This window comes from Rhodococcus sp. 14-2483-1-1 (genome assembly GCF_002259335.1).
Lineage (GTDB): Bacteria > Actinomycetota > Actinomycetes > Mycobacteriales > Mycobacteriaceae > Rhodococcoides.
In genome coordinates this window covers 41,101-66,303 of record NZ_NPFX01000019.1, presented here as the reverse complement: position 1 = coordinate 66,303, position 25,203 = coordinate 41,101, and the positions used below count along the sequence as shown (strand labels likewise).

21 protein-coding genes and 2 tRNA genes are annotated in these 25,203 nt (G+C 64.5%); 8 read left to right on the top strand and 15 right to left on the bottom strand.

All coding sequences use genetic code 11. From position 1 onward, the window contains the following. Positions 1-70 precede the first annotated feature (70 nt). The 7 genes from rpmE to argS all read right to left on the bottom strand — a co-directional run bounded on the left by rpmE (position 71) and on the right by argS (position 9,377). Positions 71-304 (bottom strand): 50S ribosomal protein L31, encoded by a 234-nt coding sequence (gene rpmE / locus CH294_RS17455; RefSeq protein WP_008715081.1) that lies wholly within the window; start codon positions 302-304, stop codon positions 71-73. A 199-nt stretch (positions 305-503) separates the two neighbouring features. Beyond that, positions 504-2,684 (bottom strand): transcription termination factor Rho, encoded by a 2,181-nt coding sequence (rho, locus tag CH294_RS17450; protein WP_094738656.1) that lies wholly within the window; start codon positions 2,682-2,684, stop codon positions 504-506. Positions 2,685-2,992: 308 nt separating this feature from the next. Further along, the gene (gene thrB, locus CH294_RS17445) at positions 2,993-3,925 is read right to left on the bottom strand and encodes a homoserine kinase (RefSeq protein ID WP_094738651.1); all 933 of its coding nucleotides are present in this window, start codon (positions 3,923-3,925) and stop codon (positions 2,993-2,995) included. 19 nt (positions 3,926-3,944) lie between these two features. Beyond that, positions 3,945-5,012 (bottom strand): threonine synthase, encoded by a 1,068-nt coding sequence (thrC, locus tag CH294_RS17440; RefSeq protein WP_027497914.1) that lies wholly within the window; start codon positions 5,010-5,012, stop codon positions 3,945-3,947. Further along, positions 5,009-6,310, bottom strand: coding sequence for a homoserine dehydrogenase (locus CH294_RS17435; RefSeq protein ID WP_032378893.1), 1,302 nt, complete (start codon positions 6,308-6,310; stop codon positions 5,009-5,011). Before CH294_RS17435 ends, thrC begins: the two co-directional genes overlap by 4 nt. After that, positions 6,307-7,728 (bottom strand): diaminopimelate decarboxylase, encoded by a 1,422-nt coding sequence (gene lysA / locus CH294_RS17430; protein WP_094609803.1) that lies wholly within the window; start codon positions 7,726-7,728, stop codon positions 6,307-6,309. The genes CH294_RS17435 and lysA overlap by 4 nt, the downstream gene beginning before the upstream one ends. Next, complete coding sequence (gene argS, locus CH294_RS17425; RefSeq protein ID WP_094738650.1) at positions 7,725-9,377, bottom strand: arginine--tRNA ligase; 1,653 nt, start codon at positions 9,375-9,377, stop codon at positions 7,725-7,727. The genes lysA and argS overlap by 4 nt, the downstream gene beginning before the upstream one ends. Before the next feature lie 231 nt (positions 9,378-9,608). Here argS and CH294_RS17420 point away from each other — a divergent pair, with 231 nt between their 5' ends. From CH294_RS17420 to CH294_RS17400, 5 genes are all read left to right on the top strand, one after another. Next, positions 9,609-10,511, top strand: coding sequence for a DUF3105 domain-containing protein (locus CH294_RS17420; protein ID WP_032378896.1), 903 nt, complete (start codon positions 9,609-9,611; stop codon positions 10,509-10,511). After that, a complete protein-coding gene (locus tag CH294_RS17415) occupies positions 10,511-11,227 on the top strand; it encodes a DUF305 domain-containing protein (RefSeq protein ID WP_032378897.1) in 717 nt (238 codons plus the stop codon). The genes CH294_RS17420 and CH294_RS17415 overlap by 1 nt, the downstream gene beginning before the upstream one ends. A gap of 69 nt (positions 11,228-11,296) precedes the next feature. Further along, positions 11,297-11,369: transfer RNA gene (locus CH294_RS17410), tRNA-Arg, on the top strand. A gap of 60 nt (positions 11,370-11,429) precedes the next feature. Beyond that, positions 11,430-12,359 carry a hypothetical protein gene (locus CH294_RS17405; protein ID WP_094738649.1) on the top strand — a complete coding sequence of 310 codons (930 nt, stop codon included), beginning with the start codon at positions 11,430-11,432 and terminating at the stop codon, positions 12,357-12,359. A 14-nt stretch (positions 12,360-12,373) separates the two neighbouring features. After that, positions 12,374-12,961, top strand: coding sequence for a class I SAM-dependent methyltransferase (locus tag CH294_RS17400; RefSeq protein ID WP_037154547.1), 588 nt, complete (start codon positions 12,374-12,376; stop codon positions 12,959-12,961). 47 nt (positions 12,962-13,008) lie between these two features. On the opposite strand, the gene CH294_RS17395 is transcribed toward CH294_RS17400, so the two are convergent. Beyond that, positions 13,009-13,079: transfer RNA gene (locus CH294_RS17395), tRNA-Cys, on the bottom strand. Positions 13,080-13,185: 106 nt separating this feature from the next. Here CH294_RS17395 and CH294_RS17390 point away from each other — a divergent pair. The 3 genes from CH294_RS17390 (at position 13,186) to CH294_RS17380 (ending at position 16,024) form a co-directional block, all read left to right on the top strand. Continuing rightward, on the top strand, positions 13,186-14,529 hold the full coding sequence (locus CH294_RS17390; RefSeq protein ID WP_094738648.1) for a DUF2254 domain-containing protein: 1,344 nt from the start codon (positions 13,186-13,188) through the stop codon (positions 14,527-14,529). A 35-nt stretch (positions 14,530-14,564) separates the two neighbouring features. Continuing rightward, the gene (locus CH294_RS17385; RefSeq protein WP_094738647.1) at positions 14,565-15,101 is read left to right on the top strand and encodes a MarR family transcriptional regulator; all 537 of its coding nucleotides are present in this window, start codon (positions 14,565-14,567) and stop codon (positions 15,099-15,101) included. Between the two features lie 98 nt (positions 15,102-15,199). Continuing rightward, on the top strand, positions 15,200-16,024 hold the full coding sequence (locus tag CH294_RS17380; RefSeq protein ID WP_037154550.1) for a hypothetical protein: 825 nt from the start codon (positions 15,200-15,202) through the stop codon (positions 16,022-16,024). Positions 16,025-16,036: 12 nt separating this feature from the next. Here the strand turns inward: CH294_RS17380 and CH294_RS17375 are convergent, their stop codons facing one another. The 7 genes from CH294_RS17375 to CH294_RS17345 all read right to left on the bottom strand — a co-directional run bounded on the left by CH294_RS17375 (position 16,037) and on the right by CH294_RS17345 (position 25,107). Next, entirely contained in the window at positions 16,037-16,813 is a 777-nt protein-coding gene (locus CH294_RS17375) for an enoyl-CoA hydratase (protein WP_037154553.1), read from the bottom strand. Further along, positions 16,810-17,718, bottom strand: coding sequence for a 3-hydroxyisobutyrate dehydrogenase (gene mmsB / locus CH294_RS17370; RefSeq protein WP_032402879.1), 909 nt, complete (start codon positions 17,716-17,718; stop codon positions 16,810-16,812). Before mmsB ends, CH294_RS17375 begins: the two co-directional genes overlap by 4 nt. Then, complete coding sequence (locus CH294_RS17365; RefSeq protein ID WP_094738646.1) at positions 17,715-18,773, bottom strand: enoyl-CoA hydratase/isomerase family protein; 1,059 nt, start codon at positions 18,771-18,773, stop codon at positions 17,715-17,717. The genes mmsB and CH294_RS17365 overlap by 4 nt, the downstream gene beginning before the upstream one ends. Next, complete coding sequence (locus CH294_RS17360; protein WP_094738645.1) at positions 18,770-19,909, bottom strand: isobutyryl-CoA dehydrogenase; 1,140 nt, start codon at positions 19,907-19,909, stop codon at positions 18,770-18,772. Before CH294_RS17360 ends, CH294_RS17365 begins: the two co-directional genes overlap by 4 nt. Before the next feature lie 6 nt (positions 19,910-19,915). After that, the gene (locus tag CH294_RS17355) at positions 19,916-21,424 is read right to left on the bottom strand and encodes a CoA-acylating methylmalonate-semialdehyde dehydrogenase (RefSeq protein ID WP_032402882.1); all 1,509 of its coding nucleotides are present in this window, start codon (positions 21,422-21,424) and stop codon (positions 19,916-19,918) included. Between the two features lie 78 nt (positions 21,425-21,502). Continuing rightward, positions 21,503-22,255, bottom strand: coding sequence for an SWIM zinc finger family protein (locus CH294_RS17350; RefSeq protein WP_032378907.1), 753 nt, complete (start codon positions 22,253-22,255; stop codon positions 21,503-21,505). Beyond that, complete coding sequence (locus CH294_RS17345; protein ID WP_094738644.1) at positions 22,255-25,107, bottom strand: DEAD/DEAH box helicase; 2,853 nt, start codon at positions 25,105-25,107, stop codon at positions 22,255-22,257. Before CH294_RS17345 ends, CH294_RS17350 begins: the two co-directional genes overlap by 1 nt. Positions 25,108-25,203 lie beyond the last annotated feature (96 nt).

Here is a 25,203-nt window from a genome sequence, read left to right as displayed (position 1 = left end):
GCAACTGGGTGTGGACACAAAAAAGCCGACGCCCGTCCTGTGAATCACAGGACGGGCGTCGGCGGAACAGCTAGCTGTCTGCGTCGGCCTTCTTGCCGGCGCGCTTGCCGTAGCGAGCCTCGAAGCGTGCGACGCGGCCGCCGGTGTCGAGAATCTTCTGCTTGCCGGTGTAGAAGGGGTGGCACTGCGAGCAGACCTCGACGCTGATGCGCTCTTTGTCGGTGGTGCTTCGGGTCTCGAAAGTATTTCCGCAACCACAGACGACTGTCGTCAGTGTGTAGTCGGGGTGAATTCCTGCCTTCATGGTGTCCTTACCGTTCTTTGTAATGGTCGCCGGGTCGCCTTCGCCGATCGAAGACGTGAACCGGAACCGGACTCGGCCGTTGATTATGCCAGAGCGTGCATCCGCCCTGCTAATCGTCGGTACTTCTGTGCCGACAGATGCTTACAACGCACGCACCTGCCGGCTTGTTCCCCGGGTGAGAGATCCGGGGAACAACCGATCAGTCGTTGTTGCCGCCGGGTGCCGTCTTCGAGACTTCCATCAGGAACTCGAGGTTGTTCTTGCTCTTCTTCAGTCGATCGACCAGCAGGTCGATGGCCTGATGGGAGTCGAGTCCGGACAACACGCGTCGCAACTTGTGCACCACTGCCGCCTCGTCGGGAGCAAGGAGCAGTTCGTCGTGGCGGGTGCTGGACGGGTTGATGTCGACGGCCGGGAACACGCGCCGCTCCGCGATCTTTCGATCGAGCTTGAGCTCGGCGTTACCGGTGCCCTTGAACTCCTCGAAGATCACGGTGTCGCCGGTGGATCCGGTCTCGACCATGGCCGTGGCGATGATCGTCAGCGATCCACCGTGCTCGATGTTTCGAGCCGCACCGAGGAACCGCTTCGGCGGATACAGCGCGGTCGAGTCGACACCACCGGACAGGATTCGTCCCGAAGCCGGCGAGCTGTTGTTGTACGCACGTCCCAGACGGGTGATCGAGTCGAGCAGAACCACCACGTCTTGTCCGGCTTCGACCAGGCGCTTGGCCCGTTCGATCGCCAACTCGGCAACCGCGGTGTGATCGCCCGGCGGCCGGTCGAACGTCGATGCGATGACCTCGCCCTTGACGCTGCGCTGCATGTCCGTCACTTCTTCGGGACGCTCGTCGACGAGGATGACCATCAGGTAGCACTCGGGATTGTTGATGGCGATCGCGTTGGCAATAGCCTGCAGAACGCTGGTCTTACCTGCCTTCGGCGGGCTCACGATGAGCGCACGCTGGCCCTTGCCGATCGGCATCACCAGGTCGATGATGCGCGTGGTGAGGATGTTCTGCTGGGTCTCGAGACGCAGACGCTGGTTGGGGTACAGCGGAGTGAGTTTGCCGAATTCCGGACGCTTGCGGGCAGCCTCGACCTCTCCCCCGTTGACGGTGTCCAATCGCACGAGCGGGTTGAACTTCTGCCGCTGGCTCGACTGCTCACCTTCGCGTGCCACTCGAACTGCGCCGGTGACGGCATCGCCGCGACGAAGACCGTTCTTGCGAACGAGGTTCATCGACACGTAGACGTCGTTCGGGCCGGCCAGGTAGCCCGAGGTACGGACGAACGCGTAGTTGTCGAGAACGTCCAGGATCCCGGCTACCGGCTGGAGTACGTCGTCCTCACGGATCTCGGTGTCGCGCTCGCGTCCGCCGCCGCCGTCGTTGCCCTCGCCACGATCGCGTCCACGACGCCGCTCACGGAACCGACGACCCCGACGACCCCGGCCTTCGCCCTCGTCGTCCTGATTGTTGTCGCGGTTGTCGCGAGGACCGTTGTTTCGCTCCTCGTTACGACCGTCGTTGCGATTGTCGTTGCGACCATCGCCCTGATTTCGGTTACGGCCGTTGCGATCGGACTGATTGCGACCACCGTTGTCACGGTTGGAATTGTCCCGATCACCCTGGTTGCGATCACCCTGGTTGCGGTCGTTCTGGTTGCGGTTGCCGTTGTCCCGGTTGCCGTTCTCGCGGGTGGCCGTGTCTCGGTCGCCCTGATTACGGCTTCCGTTGTCACGGGCACCGTTTTCTCGGTTGCCGTCGGCGTCACGCTGTTCCCGGTCGGATCCGTCCTGACGGTTCCGCTCGCCGCGACTGCGTCGCGGCCGCTCGGGGGCGGCTTGGTCGCCCTCGTCCTGCTTCTCGCTCGACGCGGTGTCCGCGGAGGAAGTGGTTGCTGCGGTCTCGGATCCAGCCGAGTTGTCGCTGTCGTCGAGCGGGAGCTGATCGGGTGCACCTGCGCGGCGACCTGCTGCTCGACGGCCACGTGCGCGACGACCGGTTTCGGGAGCCGAGTCTGCCGCGTCGACCGACTGCGTCGCCGAGGCGTCGGCAGTCGACACCTCGGGTGCCGGTGCTGCCTCTGCTGCAGGTCGATCTTCGACGGCGGGTGTCGACGCGGCGGCGCGGCGCGTCTTGGGTGCGTCGGACTTGGGTGCGTCGGACTTGGGTGCGTCGGACTTGGCCGACTTCGCCGACGCAGCACCCGATTGATGCTCGGAAATGGCTGCGATCAGGTCGCCCTTGCGCATACCGGAGATGCTCTTGATACCGAGTTCACCAGCGAGGCTGCGTAGCTCGGTGAGAACCATTCCGGACAGGCCTGCACGTCGACGTGACGTTTCGGGCGCAGAGATAAGTTCCGTATCGGTCACGGAGGTCCTTTCCTTCCCTCGCTCGCTCGATGCGCAGCCGAGGGTTCGTTCCGCAGTTCGACGTTCTGCCGAACTCGGATATTGCCGTTCATGTTCGACGCACTCCGTCGACGACACCATCGATCCGAGACCGCAGAGAACTACGGGAAGGATCGAGTCAGGAGCGTCACATCACTCGGACGTTTGAATCCCCCGAATACAGCGACCTGATTGCCCTGACGAAACCGGCGTCTGAAGCGCACGATGTACGGACAGGGTTCACCATAGCGCCGTTGTCCCCACTCGGCAAGAACCCTACGCGGCGTTTGTCACGCGACGGTCACTCCGTCGGCTACCTCCAGGTCGAGTACCCGCCACCCCTCGACGGTTGCGGCGTCGCGCAGATCCGTCGGAAACTCTTCGGTGCACAACGCCATGACGGTCGGTCCCGCCCCGGAGACCACGGCCGCGATCGATCGGGCGCGCAGAGTCGCGATCCAGCGCGTGGTGTCGGGCAGCGCTTGGGCCCGCTGTCCCTGATGAAGCAGATCTTCCGTCGCCGACATCAGCAGATCCGGACGCTGAGTCAGCGCCACCACCACGAGAGCACTCCGGCTCACGTTGAAGGCCGCATCACGATGGGGCACCAACTCGGGCAACAGACCCCGCGTGTGCGAGGTCGACGAGCGCTCCGACGGCACGAGCACGACGACCCTGATGGTCGGATGCACATCGAGCCTCACGGCCGCGTACTTCCGCGCCGTCACACTGGCATTGGGCGGTTCGCTCCACGACACGACGGCTCCGCCGAGGCAGCTCGCCGACGCGTTGTCGGGATGCCCCTCGAATTCCGACGACAACTGAACGAGCTGGCTCTCCGACAATGCGCTGGACGGATCGACTTTCGCAGCGAGCGCGTTGGCCGCTGCGAGGCCCCCGACCACAGCCGACGCCGACGAACCGAGACCCCTCGAATGAGGAATTGCGTTGCGGCAGTGGACATCCAGACCGTCGGCCCACACTCCGGCAGCTTCGAGCCCTCGCTCGATGGCGCGCACCACCAGATGCGTCGGACCCCACGGGACATCCGCCGAGCCCTCGCCGTCGACATGAATTCTCAGCCCCGACGCCGTGGTCGTGACCTCGATTTCATCGTAGAGCCCCAGAGCGATTCCGAGACTGTCGAATCCGGGTCCGATGTTGGCACTGGACGCCGGAACGCGCGCGGTCACCGTGAGCCCGATCGGAAGTGTCGTCGTCATAGCCGGAGATTCCGTCAACTCAGGCCAGCTCGAGCGCAGCCGCGACAGCGACGGGATCGACCGAAATCGGTTCTACGACAGGCATACCCGACAACGCGGTGTCGGGATCCTTGAGACCGTTACCGGTCACCGTGCAGACGACGGTCAGGCCCGGCTCCAGCCAGCCTTCCTTTCGAGCCGCCAACAGTCCGGCGACGCTGGCCGCGGAGGCCGGTTCGACGAACACGCCCTCGGTCTTCGCGATCAAGCGGTATGCCTCGAGGATCTCCTCGTCGGTCGCTGCGCGGAATGCTCCGTTCGATTCCTCCTTGGCATTGACGGCACCGTTCCAGGATGCGGGTGAGCCGATCCGGATTGCGGTGGCGATCGTTTCCGGGTCCTTCACCGGCGCACCGTGAACCAGAGGAGCGGCTCCCGCGGCCTGGACTCCGAGCATCCGCGGCTTGCGCGTGGTGAGACCGTCACGGAAGTACTCCGAGTAACCGCGCCAGTACGCAGTGATGTTGCCTGCGTTGCCGACCGGCAGAGCATGGATGTCCGGCGCGTCGCCGAGGGCGTCGCAGATCTCGAAGGCCGCGGTCTTCTGACCTTCGATGCGGACGGGATTGACGGAGTTGACCAGACCGATGGTCGGGAACTCGGCCGTGGTCTTGCGGGCCAGTTCGAGGCAATCGTCGAAGTTGCCCTGCACCTGAATGATCTTGGCTCCGTGCATGACTGCCTGAGCGAGCTTGCCCATGGCGATCTTGCCCTGCGGAACCAGTACGGCACAGCTCATTCCGGCCTTTGCCGCATAGGCCGCAGCAGAAGCAGAGGTGTTGCCGGTCGAGGCGCAGAGCACGGCCTCTTGACCCCGGGCGAGCGCGTCGGTGACGGCCATGGTCATTCCGCGGTCTTTGAAGGAGCCGGTGGGATTGAGCCCTTCGACCTTGAGATGCACTGTGCAGCCGGTCAATTCGGACAGATGCCCGGCGGGCAGCAGCGGAGTTCCGCCCTCGCGCAACGTGACGGTCTTCCAGTCCGGTCCGATCGCCAGACGCGAGCGGTATGCCTCGATCAGACCGGGCCAGGGGGTGTGGACGCTCATACGGTGGTGCCTTCCAATCGGAGAACGCTAGCGACGTGGACGACCACATCGAGCTGCTCGAGCGATGCAACGGTTTCGGACAGTGCGGAGTCGGCCGCGAGGTGGGTGACGACGACGAGCCTGGCTCCGTCACCCGAGCCCTGCTGACGCACGGTGGAGATGCTGACGTCACGCTTGGAGAACTCGGCCGCCACGGTGGCCAGGACGCCGGGCTTGTCCGCGACCTGCATGCTGACGTAGTAACGAGTGAGGATGTCACCCATCGGGGCCACCTTGAGCTTGGCGTACTTGGATTCGAGTGGGCCCCGCCCCCCGTAGAACTTGTTGCGCGCGGCCATCACCAGATCGCCCAGCACTGCGGACGCAGTCGGTGCACCGCCTGCGCCCTGCCCGTAGAACATCAGGCGGCCGGCAGCCTCGGCTTCGACGACCACGGCGTTGAACGCGCCGTTGACCGATGCCAACGGGTGGTTCAGCGGAACGAGCGCGGGGTAGACCCGAGCGGAGATTCGTTCCTTGCCCTTGGGCGTGACGATCCGCTCACAGATGGCCAGCAGCTTGATGGTGCAGTCCAGGGATTTCGCGGTTTCGAGATCGTCCGAGGTGATCTTGCTGATGCCCTCGCGGTAGACGTCACCGGCCGTGACCCGGGTGTGGAATGCGATGGACGCCAGGATGGCGGCCTTCGATGCAGCGTCGTAGCCTTCGACGTCGGCGGTCGGGTCGGCTTCGGCATAGCCCAGACGCCCTGCCTCGGCCAGGGTTTCGGCGTAGTCCGCTCCCGTCTCGTCCATGGCGGAGAGAATGAAGTTGGTGGTGCCGTTGACGATGCCGGCAACCTTGTTCACGCGGTCGCCCGCGAGGGACTGCATCAGTGGACGAACGACCGGGATGGCTCCGGCCACGGCCGCCTCGAAATACAGGTCGGCACGCGACTTCTCGGCAGCGTCCGCGAGTTCGCCGGTGTACTCGGCCAGGAGGGCCTTGTTCGCAGTGATGACGGACTTGCCCTTCTCGAGGGCAGAGAGCACGAGCTTGCGGGGAATGTCGATGCCGCCGAGCACCTCGACGACGATGTCGACGTCGTCGCGGCCGACCAGCTCGGCCGGATCGTCGGTGAGCAGCTCGGTCGGCACTCCACGATCGCCGTCTACCCGACGCACCGCGATGCCCCGAATCTCCAGCGGCGCACCGATTCTCGCTTCGAAGTCCTCGGCATTCTCGGTGAGGATTCGAACGACCTCGCTGCCGACGTTTCCGAGTCCGAGTACGGCGACGCCTATCGGCTTCGATGTCATGGCTGAACCTCCAAGCTGAGCAGATCTTCGATGGTTTCCCGCCGCAGGACCAGGCGCGCTCGCCCGTCCTTGACTGCGACCACTGCGGGCCGCGTCAGCAGGTTGTAGCGACTGGACATGGAGTAGCAGTAGGCCCCGGTGGCCGCTACCGCGAGCAGGTCACCGGGCCCGACGTCCGCCGGCATCCATGTGTTCTTGATGACGATGTCGCCGCTCTCGCAATGCTTTCCGACCACTCGCGCCAGAACGGCTGGAGCTTCGCTGGTTCGCGAGACCAATCGGCAGTCGTACTCCGCCTGATAGAGCGAGGTGCGAATGTTGTCGCTCATTCCGCCGTCGACGCTGATGTAGCGCCTGCGCGTCGCCTTGTCGACGGTGACATCCTTGATGGTGCCCACCTCGTACAGCGTGACGGTGCCCGGTCCGGCGATGGCACGGCCGGGTTCGACGGCGATCGTCGGAACCGGCAATCCCACCGCGGCCGACTCCGTCTCCACGATGGCGGTCAACTTCGCTGCGAGCTGCTCCACCGGCGGCGGGTCGTCACTGGCGACGTACGAAATGCCCATGCCGCCACCGAGATCCAGCGTCGAGATCTGTGCGGTTTTTTCGACACCGAACTCCGAGACGATGTCTCGGAGCAGGCCGATGACCTTGTGCGCCGCGAGCTCGAAGCCGTCGACCTCGAAGATCTGCGATCCGATGTGACTGTGCAGTCCCACGAGGCGAAGGTTGTCGGCAGCGAACACACGGCGGACCGCGTCGAGTGCCGAACCGTCGGCGAGCGAGAAGCCGAACTTCTGGTCCTCGTGCGCCGTGGCGATGAACTCGTGCGTATGCGCTTCCACGCCGACGGTGATGCGGATCAGAACGTCCTGGACCACACCGGCCGCGCCGGCAACGGCGTCGAGACGGTCGATCTCGATGTTGGAGTCGAGAACCACGTGCTCGACGCCCGCGCGCACGCCCGCCTCGAGCTCGGCGACAGATTTGTTGTTGCCGTGCATGGCAATTCGGTTCGCCGGAAAACCTGCGGCCAGCGCGATAGCCAACTCCCCGCCGGAACAGATGTCGAGCGACAGCCCTTCGTCGGCGACCCAACGCGCGATCTCGCCGCAGAGAAATGCCTTGGAGGCGTAGTGCACTCGTTCGGGCGCTCCGAAAGCGGCTGCCATTTCGCGGCAACGCGAACGGAAGTCGTCCTCGTCGATGACGAACAGTGGCGTCCCGTACTGCTCCGCGAGTTCGGTGACCGATACTCCGGCGAGACGAACCGTTCCGTCGTCTCCGCGCTCGGCATTACGGGGCCACACTTGATCGGGCAGCGTGGTCATCTCGGACGCGTCTACCGGGCGATGGGATGTCGACTGTTTCGCGGGTGCATCGGCATGCTTGGGCCCGGCCGGATGTGCGCTCACATGCGCTCCGGTGCGCTGACCCCGAGCAGTTCGAGGCCGTTGGCCAGGACCTGCCGGGTCGCGTTCCCCAACGCCAGTCGTGCGGTGTTCACAGGTCCGGGCTCCTCGTCTCCTTGTGGAAGTACTCGACACGCACCGTAGAAACGGTGATAAGCACCCGCCAACTCTTCGAGGTAGCGGGCAATCCGGTGTGGCTCACGCAGTTCGGCGGCACTGGCCACCACGCGCGGGTACTCGCCGATCGTCCTGATCAGCTCGCCTTCCTGCTCGTGGGTCAGCAGGCTCAGATCCGGTTCATCCGCAACGATGCCCAGTTCGGCGGCATTGCGCGCGAGCGAGGCCAGCCGGGCATGGGCGTACTGGACGTAGTACACCGGGTTCTCGTTGCTGGCACTCGCCCACAGGGCCAGATCGATGTCGATGCTGGAGTCGACGGACGACCGAATCATCACGTACCGGGAGGCGTCGACACCGATGGCGTCGACCAGGTCGTCGAGCGTGATGACGGTACCGGCGCGCTTGCTCATCTTCACGGCAACGCCGTCGCGAACGAGATTGACCATCTGTCCGATGAGGACCTCGACGGTCGCGGGGTCGTCTCCGAACGCCGCCGCGGCGGCCTTGAGCCGTCCGATGTATCCGTGGTGATCTGCTCCGAGCATGTAGATGCACAGGTCGAAGCCGCGCTGCCGCTTGTTCTGGAAATAAGCGATGTCGCCGGCGATGTAGGCAGCGTTGCCGTCGCTCTTGATGACGACGCGATCCTTGTCGTCACCGAAGTCGGTGGACCGGAGCCACCAGGCCCCGTCCTCCTCGTAGAGACTCCCCGAGGTCTTGAGGTACTCGACCGACTTGTCGACGGCTCCGGACTCGAACAGCGAGTTCTCGTGGAAGTAGACGTCGAAGTCGACACCGAACTCGTGCAGGTTCGCCTTGATCCGATCGAACATCAACTCGGTGCCGATGGACCGGAACGCCTCTTCCTGCGCCTCGGTGTCCAGCGCGAGCGCATCGGGTCGCTCGGCGAGCACGTGCGCTGCGATCTCGGCGATGTATTCGCCCGCGTAGCCGTTGTCGGGTGCAGGCTCACCCTTCGCAGCGGCGATGAGCGAGTGAGTGAAGCGCGCGATCTGAGCGCCGTGGTCGTTGAAGAAGTACTCGCGGGTGACCTCCGCGCCGTGGGCGGTCAAGATCCGACCGAGCGCGTCGCCGACAGCGGCCCACCGGGTTCCACCGAGGTGCACCGGACCTGTCGGGTTGGCCGAGACGAACTCGAGGTTGACCTTCTTGCCTGCCATCGACGATCCGTTGCCGAACGACGGGCCTGCAGCGAGTACCCGGGCGACGATCTCGCCCTGCGCGGCGGCGGCCAGCCTGATGTTCAGGAATCCGGGGCCTGCAACGTCGGCGCTGTCGATCGCGGCCTCGGCCGCCAGAGCTTCGGCGAGCCAGCCGGCGAAGTCGCGTGGATTGGCACCGGCCTTCTTCGCGACCTGCAGAGCCACGTTGGTCGCGTAGTCGCCGTGCTCGGGGTTACGGGGACGCTCGACGGTCAGCTTCGCAGGTAGAACGGATGCGTCCAGGCCGCGGTCGGCGAGCACCTTCGCGGCGGTCGCGTGGAGCAGTTCGGCAAGATCGGCAGGAGTCACAGGTAGCTATCCTATTGGCTGGTGTGCGGCGTACTCGCATCCACTGCCCGTCCGATCGCGGGCCCACCCGGCCGAAGCGCTCGTTGCAGGCCCTGAGCACGCTCTCAGGCAGAGAACGTACAGTAAGGGCGCTCTGCGCGGACGGTCCTTGGTCACCGCCGTCACCAGCAGATACGCACGACCAGCGACACCGACCACCACCTTTCCTCGACTGAGAGAGCAACTACAGCGATGCCAACGGGTCCCGACAAAGGCAGTCAGAACAAGTCGGCTGCGAAGGCAGACAAAGCCATCAACGCAGCCAACAAGAAGTCAGCTCGCAAGAAGAAGGGCGGCGTGCCTGCTGCCAAGGGCAGGCAGATTCCCTGGCTGACGGTTGCCGGTGTCGTAGTGGTTGTCGGCCTCGTCGCAGGACTCGGAATCAATCTGTATCCGAAGTACCAGGATCGAGCCGAGGCGCAGAAGTTTGCGCCCAGCGAGTCCAACCAAGATCCGTCGACGGGCATCGAGGGCGTGACAGTCCAGGAGTATCCCGCGGCGCTGCACGTCGCGCGCACGCAGCGAGTCGCCTACGACCAGTCGCCGCCGTTCGGCGGGCCGCACGACGCCGTGTGGGCCACCTGCACGGGAATCGTCTATCCCGAGGCCATTCGCACCGAGAATGCCGTGCACTCCCTCGAGCACGGAGCCGTCTGGGTCACCTACAACCCCGACGACCTGAACGAAGACCAAGTCCAGTCGCTGGCCGATCGCGTCGACGGCGAAACCCAGATGATGATGTCGCCTTACCCCGGTCTCGACACCCCTGTTTCGCTGCAGTCCTGGGGCCACCAGCTCAAGCTCGACAGCGTGGACGACGCACGCATCGGCCAGTTCATCTCTGCGCTGCGCCTGAACCGCTTCGCCTACCCGGAGGTCGGTGCCAGCTGCGCATCGGTACCCACCACCTCGGGCGACGGCAGCGACGGCTTCGATCCGGACAACCCGCCGCTGTTCGACGCCTCGGCACCCGGCGCGGACGCCGTTCCGATGGACGGTGCAGGCATCACCCCCGACACCAGTGAGACCAGTGGCACCGGCGGACTGCCCGGTGGAGCGCAGCTACCCAGCGAACTTCAGGTTCCCGCGAGCTGATGACCGAATCGACAGTCGACTCGACCACCGGCCCATCCGCGACCAAGCCGAGCCAGCGCACTGCGCTGGTCGTCTTGGCGCTGATCGCCGTTCTCGCGATCGGTTTCGCGCTGGGCTTTCTGGTGCAGAGTCCGTTCCGTGACGGTGACAACTCGCCTGCCGCGGACTCGGTCGATGTCGGTTTCGCACAGGACATGACCGTGCACCACAACCAGGCCATCGAGATGGCCGCGGTGGCATTGACCAATGCTCCCGATCAGGCCGTCAAGAACCTGGCGTTCGACATGCTCACCTCGCAGCAGAATCAGGTCGGCCAGATGCAGGGCTGGTTGGCTCTGTGGGACCGCGCACCGATATCGACCGACGGCTACATGACCTGGATGACGGCCGACGACTCCGACGGCCACTCGATGGGCGGGATGTCGATGGAACCGGGGTCCTCCGATCCCACCAAGGCAATGCCGGGCATGGCCAGTTCCGCGGAGCTCGCAGCGCTTCGGCAGGCAACGGGCACGGACGTCGACGTGATGTTTCTTCAGCTCATGCTGCGCCACCACGAGGGCGGTCTGGCCATGATGGAATACGCCCAGACCCATGCGCAGTCGCCTGCCGTGATCAACCTGGCGAAATCCATGGTGGCTACCCAGACCAGCGAATCGACGCTGATGAAGCAGATGCTTGCCGCGAAGGGTGCGCAGCCGCTGCCCGAGGGGTGATTTCGGCTCCGGTCACGTATGCGCTAGTCTTTCGTACAGCCCAACAGGCACGCCGGCTGAAGCCGGTGCGCCCCCGTAGCTCAGGGGATAGAGCGTTCGCCTCCGGAGCGAAAGGCCGCAGGTTCGAATCCTGCCGGGGGCACACATCTTTCACGCATGTCACCGCAGCCCTGTGACTGCTCGAACGAGACGGTGGACTTCGATGTCCGAGGATCTCCCCCACATCGACACGGTAGTCGACGACCTGTACTCGTTGGCTCCCGCCGATTTCGTGTCGCACCGTTCGGCATACGTGACCCGGTTCAAGAAAGCCGGAGACAAGTCCGGTGCCACTCGCATCGGCAAACTCCGTAAGCCCACTGTCGTGGCCTGGTTGGTGAACACACTCGCTCGTCAAGTCGAATCGGCCCTGGCGGAACTGTTCGACCTCGGAGAGCAGCTCGAACGAGCTCAGCAGCGGGGCGATGGACCCAGTCTGCGCGAGTTGTCCACTGCTCGAAGCACTTCGATACGCGCACTGACAGAACAAGCCATCTCTTTGGGACGCGACCTCGGAGTGACCGTCGGCGACAATGCTGCTCGCGAGATCGCCAACACCCTGAACGCGGCAATGGCCGATCCCGAGATTCGCGACCGCGTGCGGGCGGGCCGAACCGTCACGGCCGAAACCTACAGCGGCTTCGGGCCGGCGCTGCTCTCCCTCGTTCCCGACCCACCCGACCCACCCGACGACGAGACCGAGACCGAGACCGAGACCGACGGTGTCCCGGACACTGCCGATGACGTACCCGAGTCCGATCCCGAGAACTCCTCCGAAGCCGATCAGCTGCGCGAGGCCGAACACGATCGACTGGTCGCCGAACTCGACGCTGCTGAAACCGCGTTCGCTGCCGCACGCGATGCGGCCGACGCTGCCGACTCAGACACAGAACGTGCCGCGTCCGAACGACGCAGCGCCACAAAGGAAGTCGAGAGGCTCGAAACCGAGCTGGATGCGGCCAAAGCGGAAGCGAAGGCGGCCCGAGCAGCGGAGAGAACAAGCGTCGAGCAGGCCGAGTCGACAGCGGAGGCTCTCGAGGCGGCCCGGCTACGCGTGGCCGAAGCCCGGGCGGCCCTGAAAGCACCGAGCTGACCTACCCTGGCGGCATGACCACACGCTGGCAAGCCGAGAACTCAGCCGACGATTCCAAGCGGTACATCGAGCGGTTCGACCGCCTCGCCGAACGCGGCGTGGATCTGCACGGTGAGGCCCGCATGGTCGACGCGTTGGTCTCCCCCGCGTCGAGCATTCTCGATGCCGGATGCGGTACCGGCAGACTCGGTGCCGAACTGGCTCGCCGCGGACACCGGGTGACCGCAGTGGATCTGGACCCTGTTCTTGCCGAGGCCGCGCGAGCGCACCCCGAACTCGACGTGCATGTCGCCGATCTGACGACGCTGGATCTCGGACGGACATTCGACGCAGCAGTCGCGGCAGGCAACGTTCTCGTCTACATGAAGCCGGGCACCGAACGGGAAGCGCTGGAACGTATCTGGGCCCACCTGACCGACGGCGGGGTGTTCGTCACGGGCTTTGCCACCGATCGCGACTACACCGTCGGCGCAGTCGACGCAGACTTGGCCGCCGTCGGCTTCGTCGTCGAACATCGTTTCGCGACGTGGGACCTGCGGCCTTGGCGCGACGACGCGGACTGGGCTGTGACCGTCGCTCGAAAGCCCGCGCTGCTGGCCTGACACGACATCGATCGGGACCGACCGTTTTCGGCCGGTCCCGATCTTCGAGCGAGCGACGGGATTCGAACCCGTGTGAACGGCTTTGCAGGCCGGTGCCTAGCCACTCGGCCACACCCGCATCACCGATGACGATGCCGTGTCGGCCGACCGAAGCCCACGGTTGCGATCATCGTGATTCGAACGCCGAAGGGTTGATTCGGACACGCCGGGGAAGACTGTCGCTCATGAAGGAACACATGGCCAAGTTGCGGGAGTCGTTCTGGTTCATTCCCGCAGTCCTGGGAGTCTTTGCGCTCCTACTCGCGCAAGCACTCGTCAGCCTCGACCGCTACCTACTCGACGCCCGAGTGGATCTGACGGGTTCGCTGCTCTATCACGTCGGGGCCAGTGGCAGCCGGGATATTCTCGGCGCGATCGGCGGCTCGATGTTGGGTGTGGCCGCGACGTCGTTCTCCATCACCATCTCCGTACTCGCCACTGCTAGTTCGTCGTACGGCCCCCGCCTGGTGCGCAACTTCATGGCCGACCGGGGAAATCAGGTGGTACTCGGCATCTTCGGGGCAACGTTCCTGTACTCGCTGATGGTCCTGCGCTCGATCCGATCGATCGAATCCGATGGTTCGGTGTTCGTCCCCGACATTGCCGTCAACGTCGCCGTGGCGCTCGCGGTCGTCGACGTCGGTGTACTCGTCTACTTCATCCATCACATCGCGCAATCCATCCAGGTTGCGACGCTGTCCGCCCGGGTTCGCGACGAGCTTTCCGAGTCCGTCGACGCGCTGTATCCACTGGAGCAACCCGAGGACGCGGCATCAGCGGACGGTATCTCCAGGCCGCCCGTCTACACAACGGTTCTCGCCGAGGAGTCCGGGGTGATCATCGACATCGACGAGGACGCGCTGCTGGTCATCGCGGCCGACAACGGCACGCTGATCGAGATTCATCGGGTGCCGGGCGATCACGTCGTTTCCGGCGAGCCGCTCGTCGACATTCTTGCCGACCGCTCGGCCGACATCTCCCCAGAGTCGATCGACCGCGTCCGTGAGTCTTTCGACATCGGTACCAGCAGGACGCCTCGCCACGACATCGCGTTCGCCGTCGAGCAGATGACGGAGATGGCGGTCCGGGCGCTGTCCACCGGGGTGAACGATCCCTACACGGCACGCAACGCCATCGACGATCTCTCGGTCGGACTCGTGGCGGTAGTCCAACGCCCGGTGCCCTGCCGTGCACGGCGCGACTCCGACGGCACCGTGCGACTGATCATTCGCCGCGTGGCCGTCTCGTCGCTGATCGACCACGCGCTCGATGCAGTGCGCATCTACGGGACCGGCAGTCCCATGGTGGTCCAGGCCGGAATCCGCCTCGCCGAGAGAGTCGGCCGTGCGGCGCGCTCCACCGATGATGTCGACTCCGTGCTGGCGCAACTGACTCTGCTGGACGCAGCCCTGACCGCCGACGAGACCGACAACGCGCGCACAGCCGATGCCCGCGAGCAGATTTCGCGGACCCGAGCAGCGATCATCGATCGAGTACCACTCGCCGTACTTCGCACCGTCATTCGGTAGACGCACGAACTGGACACCGTGGGAGGATGGTATGTATGCCAGCACCTTCGCCGCTTCCCCTCGACCCCATTGCAGAGGCCCACCGTCAGTGGACCAAGCACGGGTGGTCCGATGCCGCCGACGGTATGGCCGCTGTCACCTCGCTCATGCGCGCGCAGCAGATCATGCTGGCCCGGGTCGAGAAAGCGTTGAAGCCGACGGGACTGACCTTTTCACGGTACGAACTGCTGACGTTGTTGACGTTCACCAAGAACGGCGCGCTACCGATGGCGAAAGCCAGTGCTCGACTGCAGGTGCACCCCACCAGTGTGACCAATGCGGTGGACCGCCTCGAATCCGTCGGATACGTGCGCCGCATTCCTCACCCCAGCGATCGACGCACCACATTGGTCGAAATCACCGAGCAGGGGCGCACGTTGGCGGTCGAAGCCACCGAGCGCCTGAACACGCTGGTATTCGCCAAGCCCGGGCTCGCGCGTGACAAGCTGATGGCCCTGGTTCGGATCCTTGCGGAACTGCGTTCGGATGCAGGCGATTTCGACAGTGATGACATCACCACATCGTTTCGATAATGATCGTGACTCGTCACAAGTAAATGGAACACCCGTACCGTTCGTGGTGAAATGGCACTGCGCGCAGGGCGAGGCGGATCTGTCGAAGGGCGGGGCGGGTGCTGGTGTTGGGGGTCGGAGCGGGTGCACACGGTGCACGTGCGATTCTGACGTATCTGGACAGTCCGCATCGCACACCGATCGTGTCGAGAACGGTGCGCCGCGCGCCCGGCCAGCCCTTGGCCACGACGATCGCCACCGGAGTCGACGCTATCCATTCCATCGCGGCGACAATGTCGCTGCCGGTGCAGTTCTCGGCCATCGCGTACCGGGTGGCCACCGATCCCGGTTCGGTCGCTACCCGCGGCACCGCCCGCACGGCGTCACTCGTACCGGAAACCGCTGCGCAAGTGCGTTATCTGCGTTTCATCGGGCTGGTACCGAACCACGGGGTCACCGCCCTGTGCGATATCGGTAGCACCGGAACCACAGTCACCGTCGTCGATCTCGCGTCGTCCCGGACGCTGATGACGCGGCGTACCGCCACGTTCTGCGGAGACGATCTCGATCACTCGGTCCGTCGACTGCTCTCCGCCAACGGGGTTCGCGTCGGAATAGATGCCAGCCGATCCATCAAGGAGCAACTGAGCGTCGACCCTGTCGTCAGCACGGCGGATCCGTCCGGGACCGCCCGTCACGTACTGACGCGGCGCGACTTCGACGATCTGATTGCCGGCCCCGTTCGGTATGCGGGCATGCTCGTCGAGCAGACAATCGAATTGTCCGGGGCCAGACCGCAGTCGATCGTCGTCGTCGGCGGCGGCGCGAACATCACCTCGATTGCGCGGTCACTGGAACTGCGGACCGGTCTGCCCACTCTTGTGCCGTCGATGCCCGAGTTGGTGTCGGCCCGCGGTGCCGCCCTACTGTCTCCCGACAGGTAGGGCGGACCGGCCCTAGCGGTGCTGGAAGTTCGGCGTCCGCTTCTCGATGAAAGCCGACATGCCTTCCTTCTGGTCCTCGGTTGCGAAGGCAGAATGGAACACCCGGCGCTCGAACAGAACGCCTTCGCTCAAACTCGACTCGAACGATCTGTTCACCGCTTCCTTTGCCATCATGACGATCGGGAGCGACATTTCGGCGATGGTGGTCGCGGTCGCGATGGCGTCGTCGAGGAGGTCCGCGGCCGGCACGATGCGCGAGACCAATCCTGCTCGCTCGGCTTCCTCGACCTTCATGTTGCGACCGGTCAGACACATCTCCATGGCCTTGGCCTTGCCCACCGCACGCGTCAACCGCTGCGACCCGCCGATCCCCGGAATGACGCCCAGCTTGATCTCGGGTTGCCCGAATACCGCTGTGTCCGAAGCAATCAGCACATCGCACAGCATGGCCAGCTCGCACCCTCCGCCGAGTGCATAGCCGGACACCGCCGCGATCAACGGCGTCCGCGCCGATGCCAATCGGTCCCACGCCGCGAAGAAGTCGTCGAGGTAGACGTCCATGTACGACTTGGGCTGCATCTCCTTGATATCGGCACCGGCCGCGAAGGCTCGCTCGGATCCGGTGATCAGAATGGCACCGATCTCGGAGTCTGCATCGAGTTCCTCGACCACCGAGACGACCTCACGCATCAACTGGGAGTTGAGCGCGTTCAACGCCTTCGGGCGGTTGAGCGTGATGATGCCGACGCGTCCTCGACGCTCGAGCAGGATGGTCTCGTACTCGGTCACTGGCCGGCTCCGTTCGAGCGTTCGCGGATGTCGTTGATGATGCCGGAGAAGTCCACGTCGGTTCCCCCGCCGGACGTTTCCTTGAACCGCGCGTAGAGTTCGGCTGCGCGCAGGCCGAGCACTCCCTCGACCCCGTTGTCGCGCAGTGCATTCGCAGCCAGACCCAGATCCTTGTCCATGAGCGCCGCAGCGAATCCGGGCTTGTACTCGTTGTTTGCCGGGCTCGTCGGAACAGGTCCGGGCACCGGGCAGTTGGTGGTGAGCGCCCAACATTGACCGGACGCAGTCGACGCCACGTCGAACAGTGCCTGGTTGCTCAGGCCGAGCTTCTCCCCCAGCACGAAGGCCTCGCTGATGGCGATCATCGATACTCCGAGGATCATGTTGTTGCAGATCTTGGCGGCCTGGCCGTTGCCCGCTGCGCCGCAGTGCACCACTTTACGGCCCATGACGTCGAGAACTGCTGCGGCAGAGGAGAAGTCTTCCTCCGAACCGCCCACCATGAAGGTGAGCGTTCCTGCTGCGGCTCCCCCGACTCCACCCGAGACCGGCGCGTCGAGACTGCGATGACCGGCCTCGCGAACCAGCGTGTGCGCGGCGTGGGCGTCGGCGACGTCGATGGTCGAGGAGTCGATGAACAACGTTCCCGGTGCGGCCGCGGGCAGCAGGTCGGCATACAGCCCGAGGACGAGCCTGCCGTTGGGCAGCATCGTGATGACGATGTCGGCATCTGCGACGGCAGCGACCGCCGACTCCACCACAGTGACGCCGTCTTTCGCTGCTTGTTCGAGCGCCGCAGGCACCAGATCGAAGCCCTGCACGGTGTAGCCGGCCGCAGCCAGATTGGCGGCCATCGGTCCTCCCATGTGGCCGAGACCGATGAAGCCGATCGTCTTCTCGCTCATGACTGCTCACCTTCTGTGTGTGCTCGGGCCAGGCCGAGTTCGGAGTCCCCCAGGGGCGCGAAGTATCGGTCGATGTCCTCGGCTGTGACGTCCGCCGATGTGGCCGGCTGCCACTGCGGATTGCGATCCTTCTCGACTACCTGTGCACGGATACCCTCCACCAGGTCGTGACTGCTCAGCGACGCGACCGACACGCGGTACTCCTCGTTCAGCACGGCCTCGAGCGACGGCAGCGTCGCAGCCCGACGCAGAGACCGCAGTGTCACCGCGAGCGACACCGGTGATTTGGACGCGATGTCTTTGGCTGCCTGTTGCGCCTCCGGTACTGGACTGGCGGCCAGGGCGTCGACGATGCCTTGCACATCGTCGCCCGCATAGCATTCGTCGATCCAGTCCTGCTGACCGGCGATTGCGGACTCCGGCGCAGGCTCGCTGAACGTCGCAACGGCCTCGCCGACGCTGACGGTTTCGAGAGCCGCGTAGAACTTCTCGAGCTTCTCCGACGGAACGTAATGGTCGGCGAATCCGATCGCGATGGCGTCGGCCGCGTTCATTCGTGCCGTGGTGAGCGCAAAGTGGGTGCCGATCTCGCCGGGTGCGCGCGAGAGCAGGTACGTGCCACCGACATCGGGGACGAAGCCGATGCCCACCTCGGGCATCGCGATCTTGGAACGCTCGGTCACGATGCGAGTGTTCGCGTGCGCCGACAGTCCTACTCCTCCGCCCATGACGATGCCGTCCATGATCGCGACGAAGGGCTTCGGGAATCGGGCGATCGCGGCATTGAGCACGTACTCGTCGCGCCAGAAGTCCTTGCTGCCGCTACCGCCGTCTTTGGCGTCGTGGTAGATCGAGACGATGTCGCCACCGGCGCACAGCCCCCGTTCGCCGGCACCGGTCAACAGGACGGCGTCGACGGTGTCGTCGGTTGCCCACTGCGCCAACGTCGGAGCGATCTGTTGCACCATCGCGTGCGAGAGGGCGTTGATGGCTTTCGGGCGATTGAGCGTGATGCGACCGATCCCGCCGGACACCTCGAGGAGAACGTCACTCATGCCGCACCCACGATCGAACGAGCAACGACGACGCGCATGATCTCGTTGGTACCTTCCAGAATCTGGTGGACCCGTAGGTCACGGACGATTTTCTCGACACCGTACTCGGCGAGGTAACCGTATCCGCCGAGCAGCTGCAGCGCGCCGTTGGCGACGTCGAATCCGGTATCGGTGCCGAAACGCTTGGCCATCGCGCACATTTCGACCTTGTCGGCCGCGTCGTTCTGCAACCCGTCCGCAGCTCGCCACAGCAGGGTTCTGGCGGCTTCGAGTTCGGTCTTGAAATCCGCCAACCGAAACTGCAGGGCCTGCGAGTCGAGCAGTCGCGCACCGAATGCATTGCGGTCGGCGAGGTACGCAACTGCCTTGTCGAGAGCGGCCTGTGCGCCGCCGATCGAGCACGCGGCGATGTTGATGCGTCCGCCGTTGAGCCCGTTCATCGCGATACGAAATCCGTCGCCCTCCCCGCCGAGCAGATTCGCAGCCGGAACGCGAGCACCTTCGAAGACCACCTGGCGGGTGGGTTGAGCGTTCCACCCCATCTTCTTCTCGTTCGCTCCGAACGACAGTCCTGCGGTGTCCTTGGGCACGATGAACGCCGAGATGCCGCGGGGACCCGGCTCTCCGGTGCGGGCCATGACGACGTACACCTCGGAAGTGCCTGCGCCGGAGATGAACTGCTTGACGCCGTCCAGCACGTACTCGTCACCGTCGCGGACGGCTTTGGTACCGAGCTTTGCCGCATCGGATCCAGCGCCGGGTTCGGTGAGGCAGTAACTACCCAATTGGTCCATCGAGCACAGTCCCGGAAGCCATCGCTGCCGTTGCTCGTCGTTTCCGTAGGTGTCGACCATCCACGCAACCATGTTGTGGATGGAGATGTACGCCGCGATGGACGGGTCCCCGGTGGCGAGTTGCTCGAAAATTCGCACGGCGTCGACGCGGGTCAAGCCCGATCCACCGACGTCCTCGCGAATGTAGATGCCGCCCATCCCGAGTCCGGCGGCCTTGCGCAGAACGTCCACCGGAAAGTGCTTCTGCTGATCCCACTCGACGGCGTTCGGTGCGAGGAACTCGTCCGCGAAGTCGCGAGCTGTGTCGTTGATGGCACGCTCGTCCTCGTTCAACGTGAACATGGCCGATCAGTCCATGTTCGGAATGACGAAGTGATTCTGCGCAGCTGCTTCCTTGGTGCCCGACGGCCAACGCTGGGTGACGGTCTTGGTCTTGGTGTAGAAGCGGATCGAGTCCGGTCCGTGCTGGTTCAGATCGCCGAATCCCGAACGCTTCCAACCACCGAACGTGTGGTACGCGATCGGCACCGGAATCGGCACGTTGACGCCGACCATGCCGACCTGGACGCGGGAGCAGAAGTCGCGAGCGGTGTCGCCGTCGCGGGTGAAGATCGAGACGCCGTTGCCGTACTCGTGCTCGGTGGGCAGGCGCAGCGCATCCTCGTAGTCCTTCGCGCGGACGACGATCAGTACGGGTCCGAAGATCTCTTCCTTGTAGATCCGCATGTCGGTGGTCACCTTGTCGAACAGTGTTGCGCCCGCGAAGAATCCGTTCTCGTGGCCGGCCAGGCTGAAACCGCGCCCGTCCACGACCAGTTCGGCACCCTCGTCCACGCCGATCTGGGTGTAATCGTTGACTCGCTTCAAGGCATCGCTGCCCACGAGCGGGCCGAAATCCGCGTTCTCGTCGTCGCTGCGGCCGATCTTCAGCTTCGCCACTCGCTCGGTGAGTTTGGCGACGAGCGCATCTGCGGTCTCCTCGCCGACCGGAACCGCGACGGAAATCGCCATGCACCGCTCGCCTGCCGAACCGTACGCGGCTCCGAGCAGTGCATCGGCCACCTCGTCGAGATCGGCATCGGGCATCACCAGCGCGTGGTTCTTGGCTCCGCCGAAGCACTGCGCGCGCTTGCCCTGCTGGGCTGCGGTCTCGTAGATGTACTGGGCGATGGGGGTCGAGCCGACGAAACCGATGGCCTTGACCCGATCGTCGGTGAGCAGCACGTCGACAGCGTCCTTGCCGCCGTTGACGACGTTGAACACGCCCGGCGGGAGTCCTGCCTCGAGGAACAGCTCGGCGAGCTTGAGCGGCACGGACGGGTCCCGCTCGGAGGGCTTGAGGATGAACGCGTTACCGCAGGCGATGGCCGGTCCTGCCTTCCACAGCGGAATCATTGCGGGGAAGTTGAACGGGGTGATGCCTGCGACGACGCCGAGCGGCTGACGCATCGAGTAGACGTCGATGCCGCCACCGGCCCCCTCGGTGTACTCACCCTTGAGCAGATGTGGGACGCCGACGGCGAATTCGACGACTTCGACGCCACGCTGGATGTCACCCTTGGCATCGGCGATCGTCTTGCCGTGCTCGGAGGACAACAGACGCGCGAGCTCGTCCATGTCGCGAGTGACCAATGCGAGGAATTTCATCAGCACGCGTGCGCGTCGCTGCGGGTTCCACGTTGCCCACTCACGTTGGGCCTGTTCGGCGTCGGCGATCGCAGCCTCGACCTCGGACACATCGGCGAGGGGGACACGAGCCTGCACCTCGCCGGTATTCGGATCGAAGACATCCCCGAATTTTCCGGAGGTTCCGGCTACGTGCTTGCCGCCGATGAAGTGTGTGAGTTCGCGAGCCATGGAATCAGTCCGTCCTCGAGCCTGGAAATTGAAGTACGCCCATCCTATAGTCGGATGTCCACGTAAGTCCAGGTTCCGTCACATTCGGTCGTAGAACTGCCTCAGATCAGCACAAGCTCGGCTGACCTCCGCCTCGTTGGACCCGTCGGCGCGGAAAACTCGACGCAGGATCAACGGGTCGAGGTCGTCCATTGCGGGTGCGAACGTCACCTGAGGAAGGTCGGGGAACGACGCACGATCGGCGAACCAGTCGTCGGCATCGAACTCGTCGCCTCCATCCCCAACGCCCTCGATCAGTTGGTCGAGATCTACTCCGCGCAGCGTCAGGATGGTGGCCGCGGACGCGTCGATGTGTTCGGCTGCGATGTACATCAGCGCTGCCGCGTGCTTGCACGGCCACCCGTCGTCGGGGCACGTGCAATCGAAATCGAGCTGGCCCTTGTCGTGTGGCAGCAACATCGAAGCCAATGCCTGCGGAATGGCATTCGATGCCAGTTCGGCAAGCATCCCGGGATTCGATCGCACCCGATCGACGAGCGCGGCCACCTCACCGGAGGTCAGCGGTTCGACGGTGACCGAGGCCGAGAACGGCTCCAGTTGGCTGCCCTGCACCTCGCCGTAGATCTGCCCACGTTCGACGCCGAGAGTGAGAACCTGACCCTGACGCGCGTACGTTCTCCCTCGCGCGATACGACCCGGATCGGCCAGGTCCTCCATTGCAGCGACGAAGTGTCTGCCCCACCACGTCTGCCCGAAGGCCCCGCGCTTGTTCCGAGACTCGATGCCGCCCTTTGCTTGTCGACGCTTGCCGTACTGCGAGAAGTCGACCATCACTCACCCACCGCATCTTCGCTGAGCCGGAACAGCTCCTGCAGTTCCGCGGTGTCCATTTCGGTCACCCAGCTCTCCCCGGTGCCCACTGCCAGATCTGCCAGGCCCTGCTTCGAGACGAGCATCGAGTCGATTCGCTCCTCCACGGTGCCGACACACAACAGTTTGCGCACCTCGACGTTCTTACGCTGCCCGATGCGGAAGGCCCGGTCCGTCGCCTGGTTCTCGACCGCCGGGTTCCACCAACGGTCCAGGTGCACAACATGATTGGCGGCTGTGAGATTCAGTCCGGTACCACCCGCCTTGAGCGAGAGCATCATGATCGGCGGGCCGTCGTCGCTCTGGAACCTCTCCACCATCGCATCGCGCTTGGTCTTGCTCACTCCGCCGTGCAGGAACGGCACTTCGGCTCCGAAACGATCAGCGAAATACGGCGCAACGAGCTCGCCGAACTCCCTGAACTGCGTGAACAACAACACCTTTTCGTTGTCGCCCAGAATCGAATCGAGCATGTCCTCGACCAGCCCGATCTTGCCGGACCGGTGCTGACCTTTCTTGAGCACCGACGAACCGTCGGACAGGAAATGGGCCGGGTGATTGCACACCTGCTTGAGTCGAGTGAGTGCGGACAGCACCGCGCCCTTGCGTTTCATACCCTTCGCATCGGCGATCTGCGCCATCATCTCATCGACGACCGCCTTGTACAGCGCAGCCTGCTCGGCGGTGAGATTGGCACGCACTGTCATCTCGTTCTTCTCGGGCAGATCCGAGATGACCGTCGGATCGGTCTTGACGCGTCGCAGAATGAACGGCGACGTGATCGCCCGCAGACGTGAGACGGCGTTCTCGTCGTTCTCGCGCTCGATGGGTACCGAGAATCGCTTACGGAAATCGGACGGCCTTCCCAGCATTCCCGGATTGGCGAAATCGAGAATGGATCTGAGCTCGTCGAGACGGTTCTCCACGGGCGTTCCGGTGAGAGCCAACTTGTGTTCCGCCGGAATGGCGAGCGCTGCTTTGGCTTGAACGGTGCCGGCGTTCTTGATGTGTTGCGCCTCGTCGAGTACCACGCGCCGCCACGTCTGTTCCGAGAGCTGCGCGCGGTCCTTGGCCATCAGCGCATAGGTGGTGACGATCAGGTCATGCTGGGCGATCTCTCGGTCGAGCTCGTCGCCCTTCGACCGAGCCGGGCCGTGGTGCACGAGGACCCGCAGTGCAGGCGTGAACTTCGCAGCCTCACGTTGCCAATTGCCGACCACCGACATCGGAGCCACCAGCAGTGTCGGCTTCGGATGTTGTTCGTGGGCAAGGAGTGTGAGCACTTGCAATGTTTTGCCCAGACCCATGTCGTCGGCGAGTACCGCTCCGAGACCGAGCCGACTCATGAATGCGAGCCAGTCGAGTCCTCGCTGCTGGTAGGGCCGGAGCACTGCATTCACGCCATCGGGCACGGGGATTTTCTCGGGCACCGCACCGGGCTCGAGCAGCGTGGCCGCCCAGCCGGTGGCACGAATGTCCTGGACCGGGGCCGGCGGCGGATCGGCCAGGGTCATCTCGCGCATCAGCGTGCTCAACGCGGTTCCGTCGCCGTGATGCTCCGCGACGTATTTCGCTGCTCGCGCCAGCTGACCGCCGTCGGCCAACACCCACTGACCACGAAGCCGAACGAGATCACCCTTGGACACGGCGAGTCTGTTCATCTCGGCTTCGGTGAGCACCATGTCGCCCAGTTGGAGCTGCCAGTCGTAGGAGACCAACTCGTCCATGCCGACCGCGCGATCAGCAGCAGCTTTGGTCACTGCAGGTGACTCGACGCGCAACCTCATCGATGGATCCAGCCTGGTCCATGCGCGCGGCAGCAACACCGTCGTTCCGGTGGCCTGCAGCGCCGTAGCACCGTGTTCGACCAGATCGATGACGACCGAGGTGGGGAGCAGCAGATCCAGGGTGCCTTCCTGGGAGGGCAGATCACGCAGCCTCGGGTACGCGGCAACCGCGTCGCCGAGTTTGCGCACGGCGATCGACAGCAACGTGGCATCGACCTTGCGGCTCATCGGCACCGGCCGCGGCGCTTCTCCGTCTGCCCGCAAACACACCTGCAAGGTCCACATCGATTCCGCCGACTCGTCGACGATGCCATGGGCCACTGCGACTTCGGGACCGTCGACCTCGTCGTCATCGGGTTCGAGCAGGCGCAACACCAGGGACGGTTCGTCTACGGTCAGGCTTGCCCGCCACTTCTCCAACAGGGTCGAGATCTGTTGAGTGCCATCGCTGTACGGGTCGTCCCGGATCAGAGCGGACAGCAGCGGATGCTCCGAGTCGGGTCTGCCCAGGAGCGATCTGACGATCGGATCGGTGAGTTCCTCGACCATGTCGTCGAGGATTTTCCTGGGTCGCTCGTTCGCTCGCTGCACCGACGGCATCGACACGGCGAGTTCGCTGAGCCAGGCTCGCTGACGCTCACCGCCGACGAGACGCCACCGTGGCCACCACTGCCCGTCGATCAATTTCAGCGCAGGAACGACCCGCCCACCGCGGACCCAACGTTCGATTCCACGGGTGACGTGCGCCAGAAAACGTAAGTCCCCGGAGATCAGCGCGTGGTGGGATGGCGTTCGCAGCAGCAGGTCTGCCGCATCGTGCGGCGCGAGCGCGACGGCCGGAATCTGCACCGGAGTTTTGGCGCTCGCAGTGTGTCCAGCGGTCGGAAACGACACCGCAGCACGATGCCGAAAAGTTCGGGTGAGTACCTGCGCATGAGCCGAGGGCAGGTCGGGTTCGTCGCCGGTGGTGATCTCGTCGTCCCACAGCATCAGCCCGGCACCGGGAGACCACAGACCGTGCAACATCGGTCCATCCAACCAGGACACACCGACATCACCTCGGTGAGGCAGGCCGACGAGGCTGCTCGACGCGGTGCCGATCGGTTCGAGAATAGGGCACAG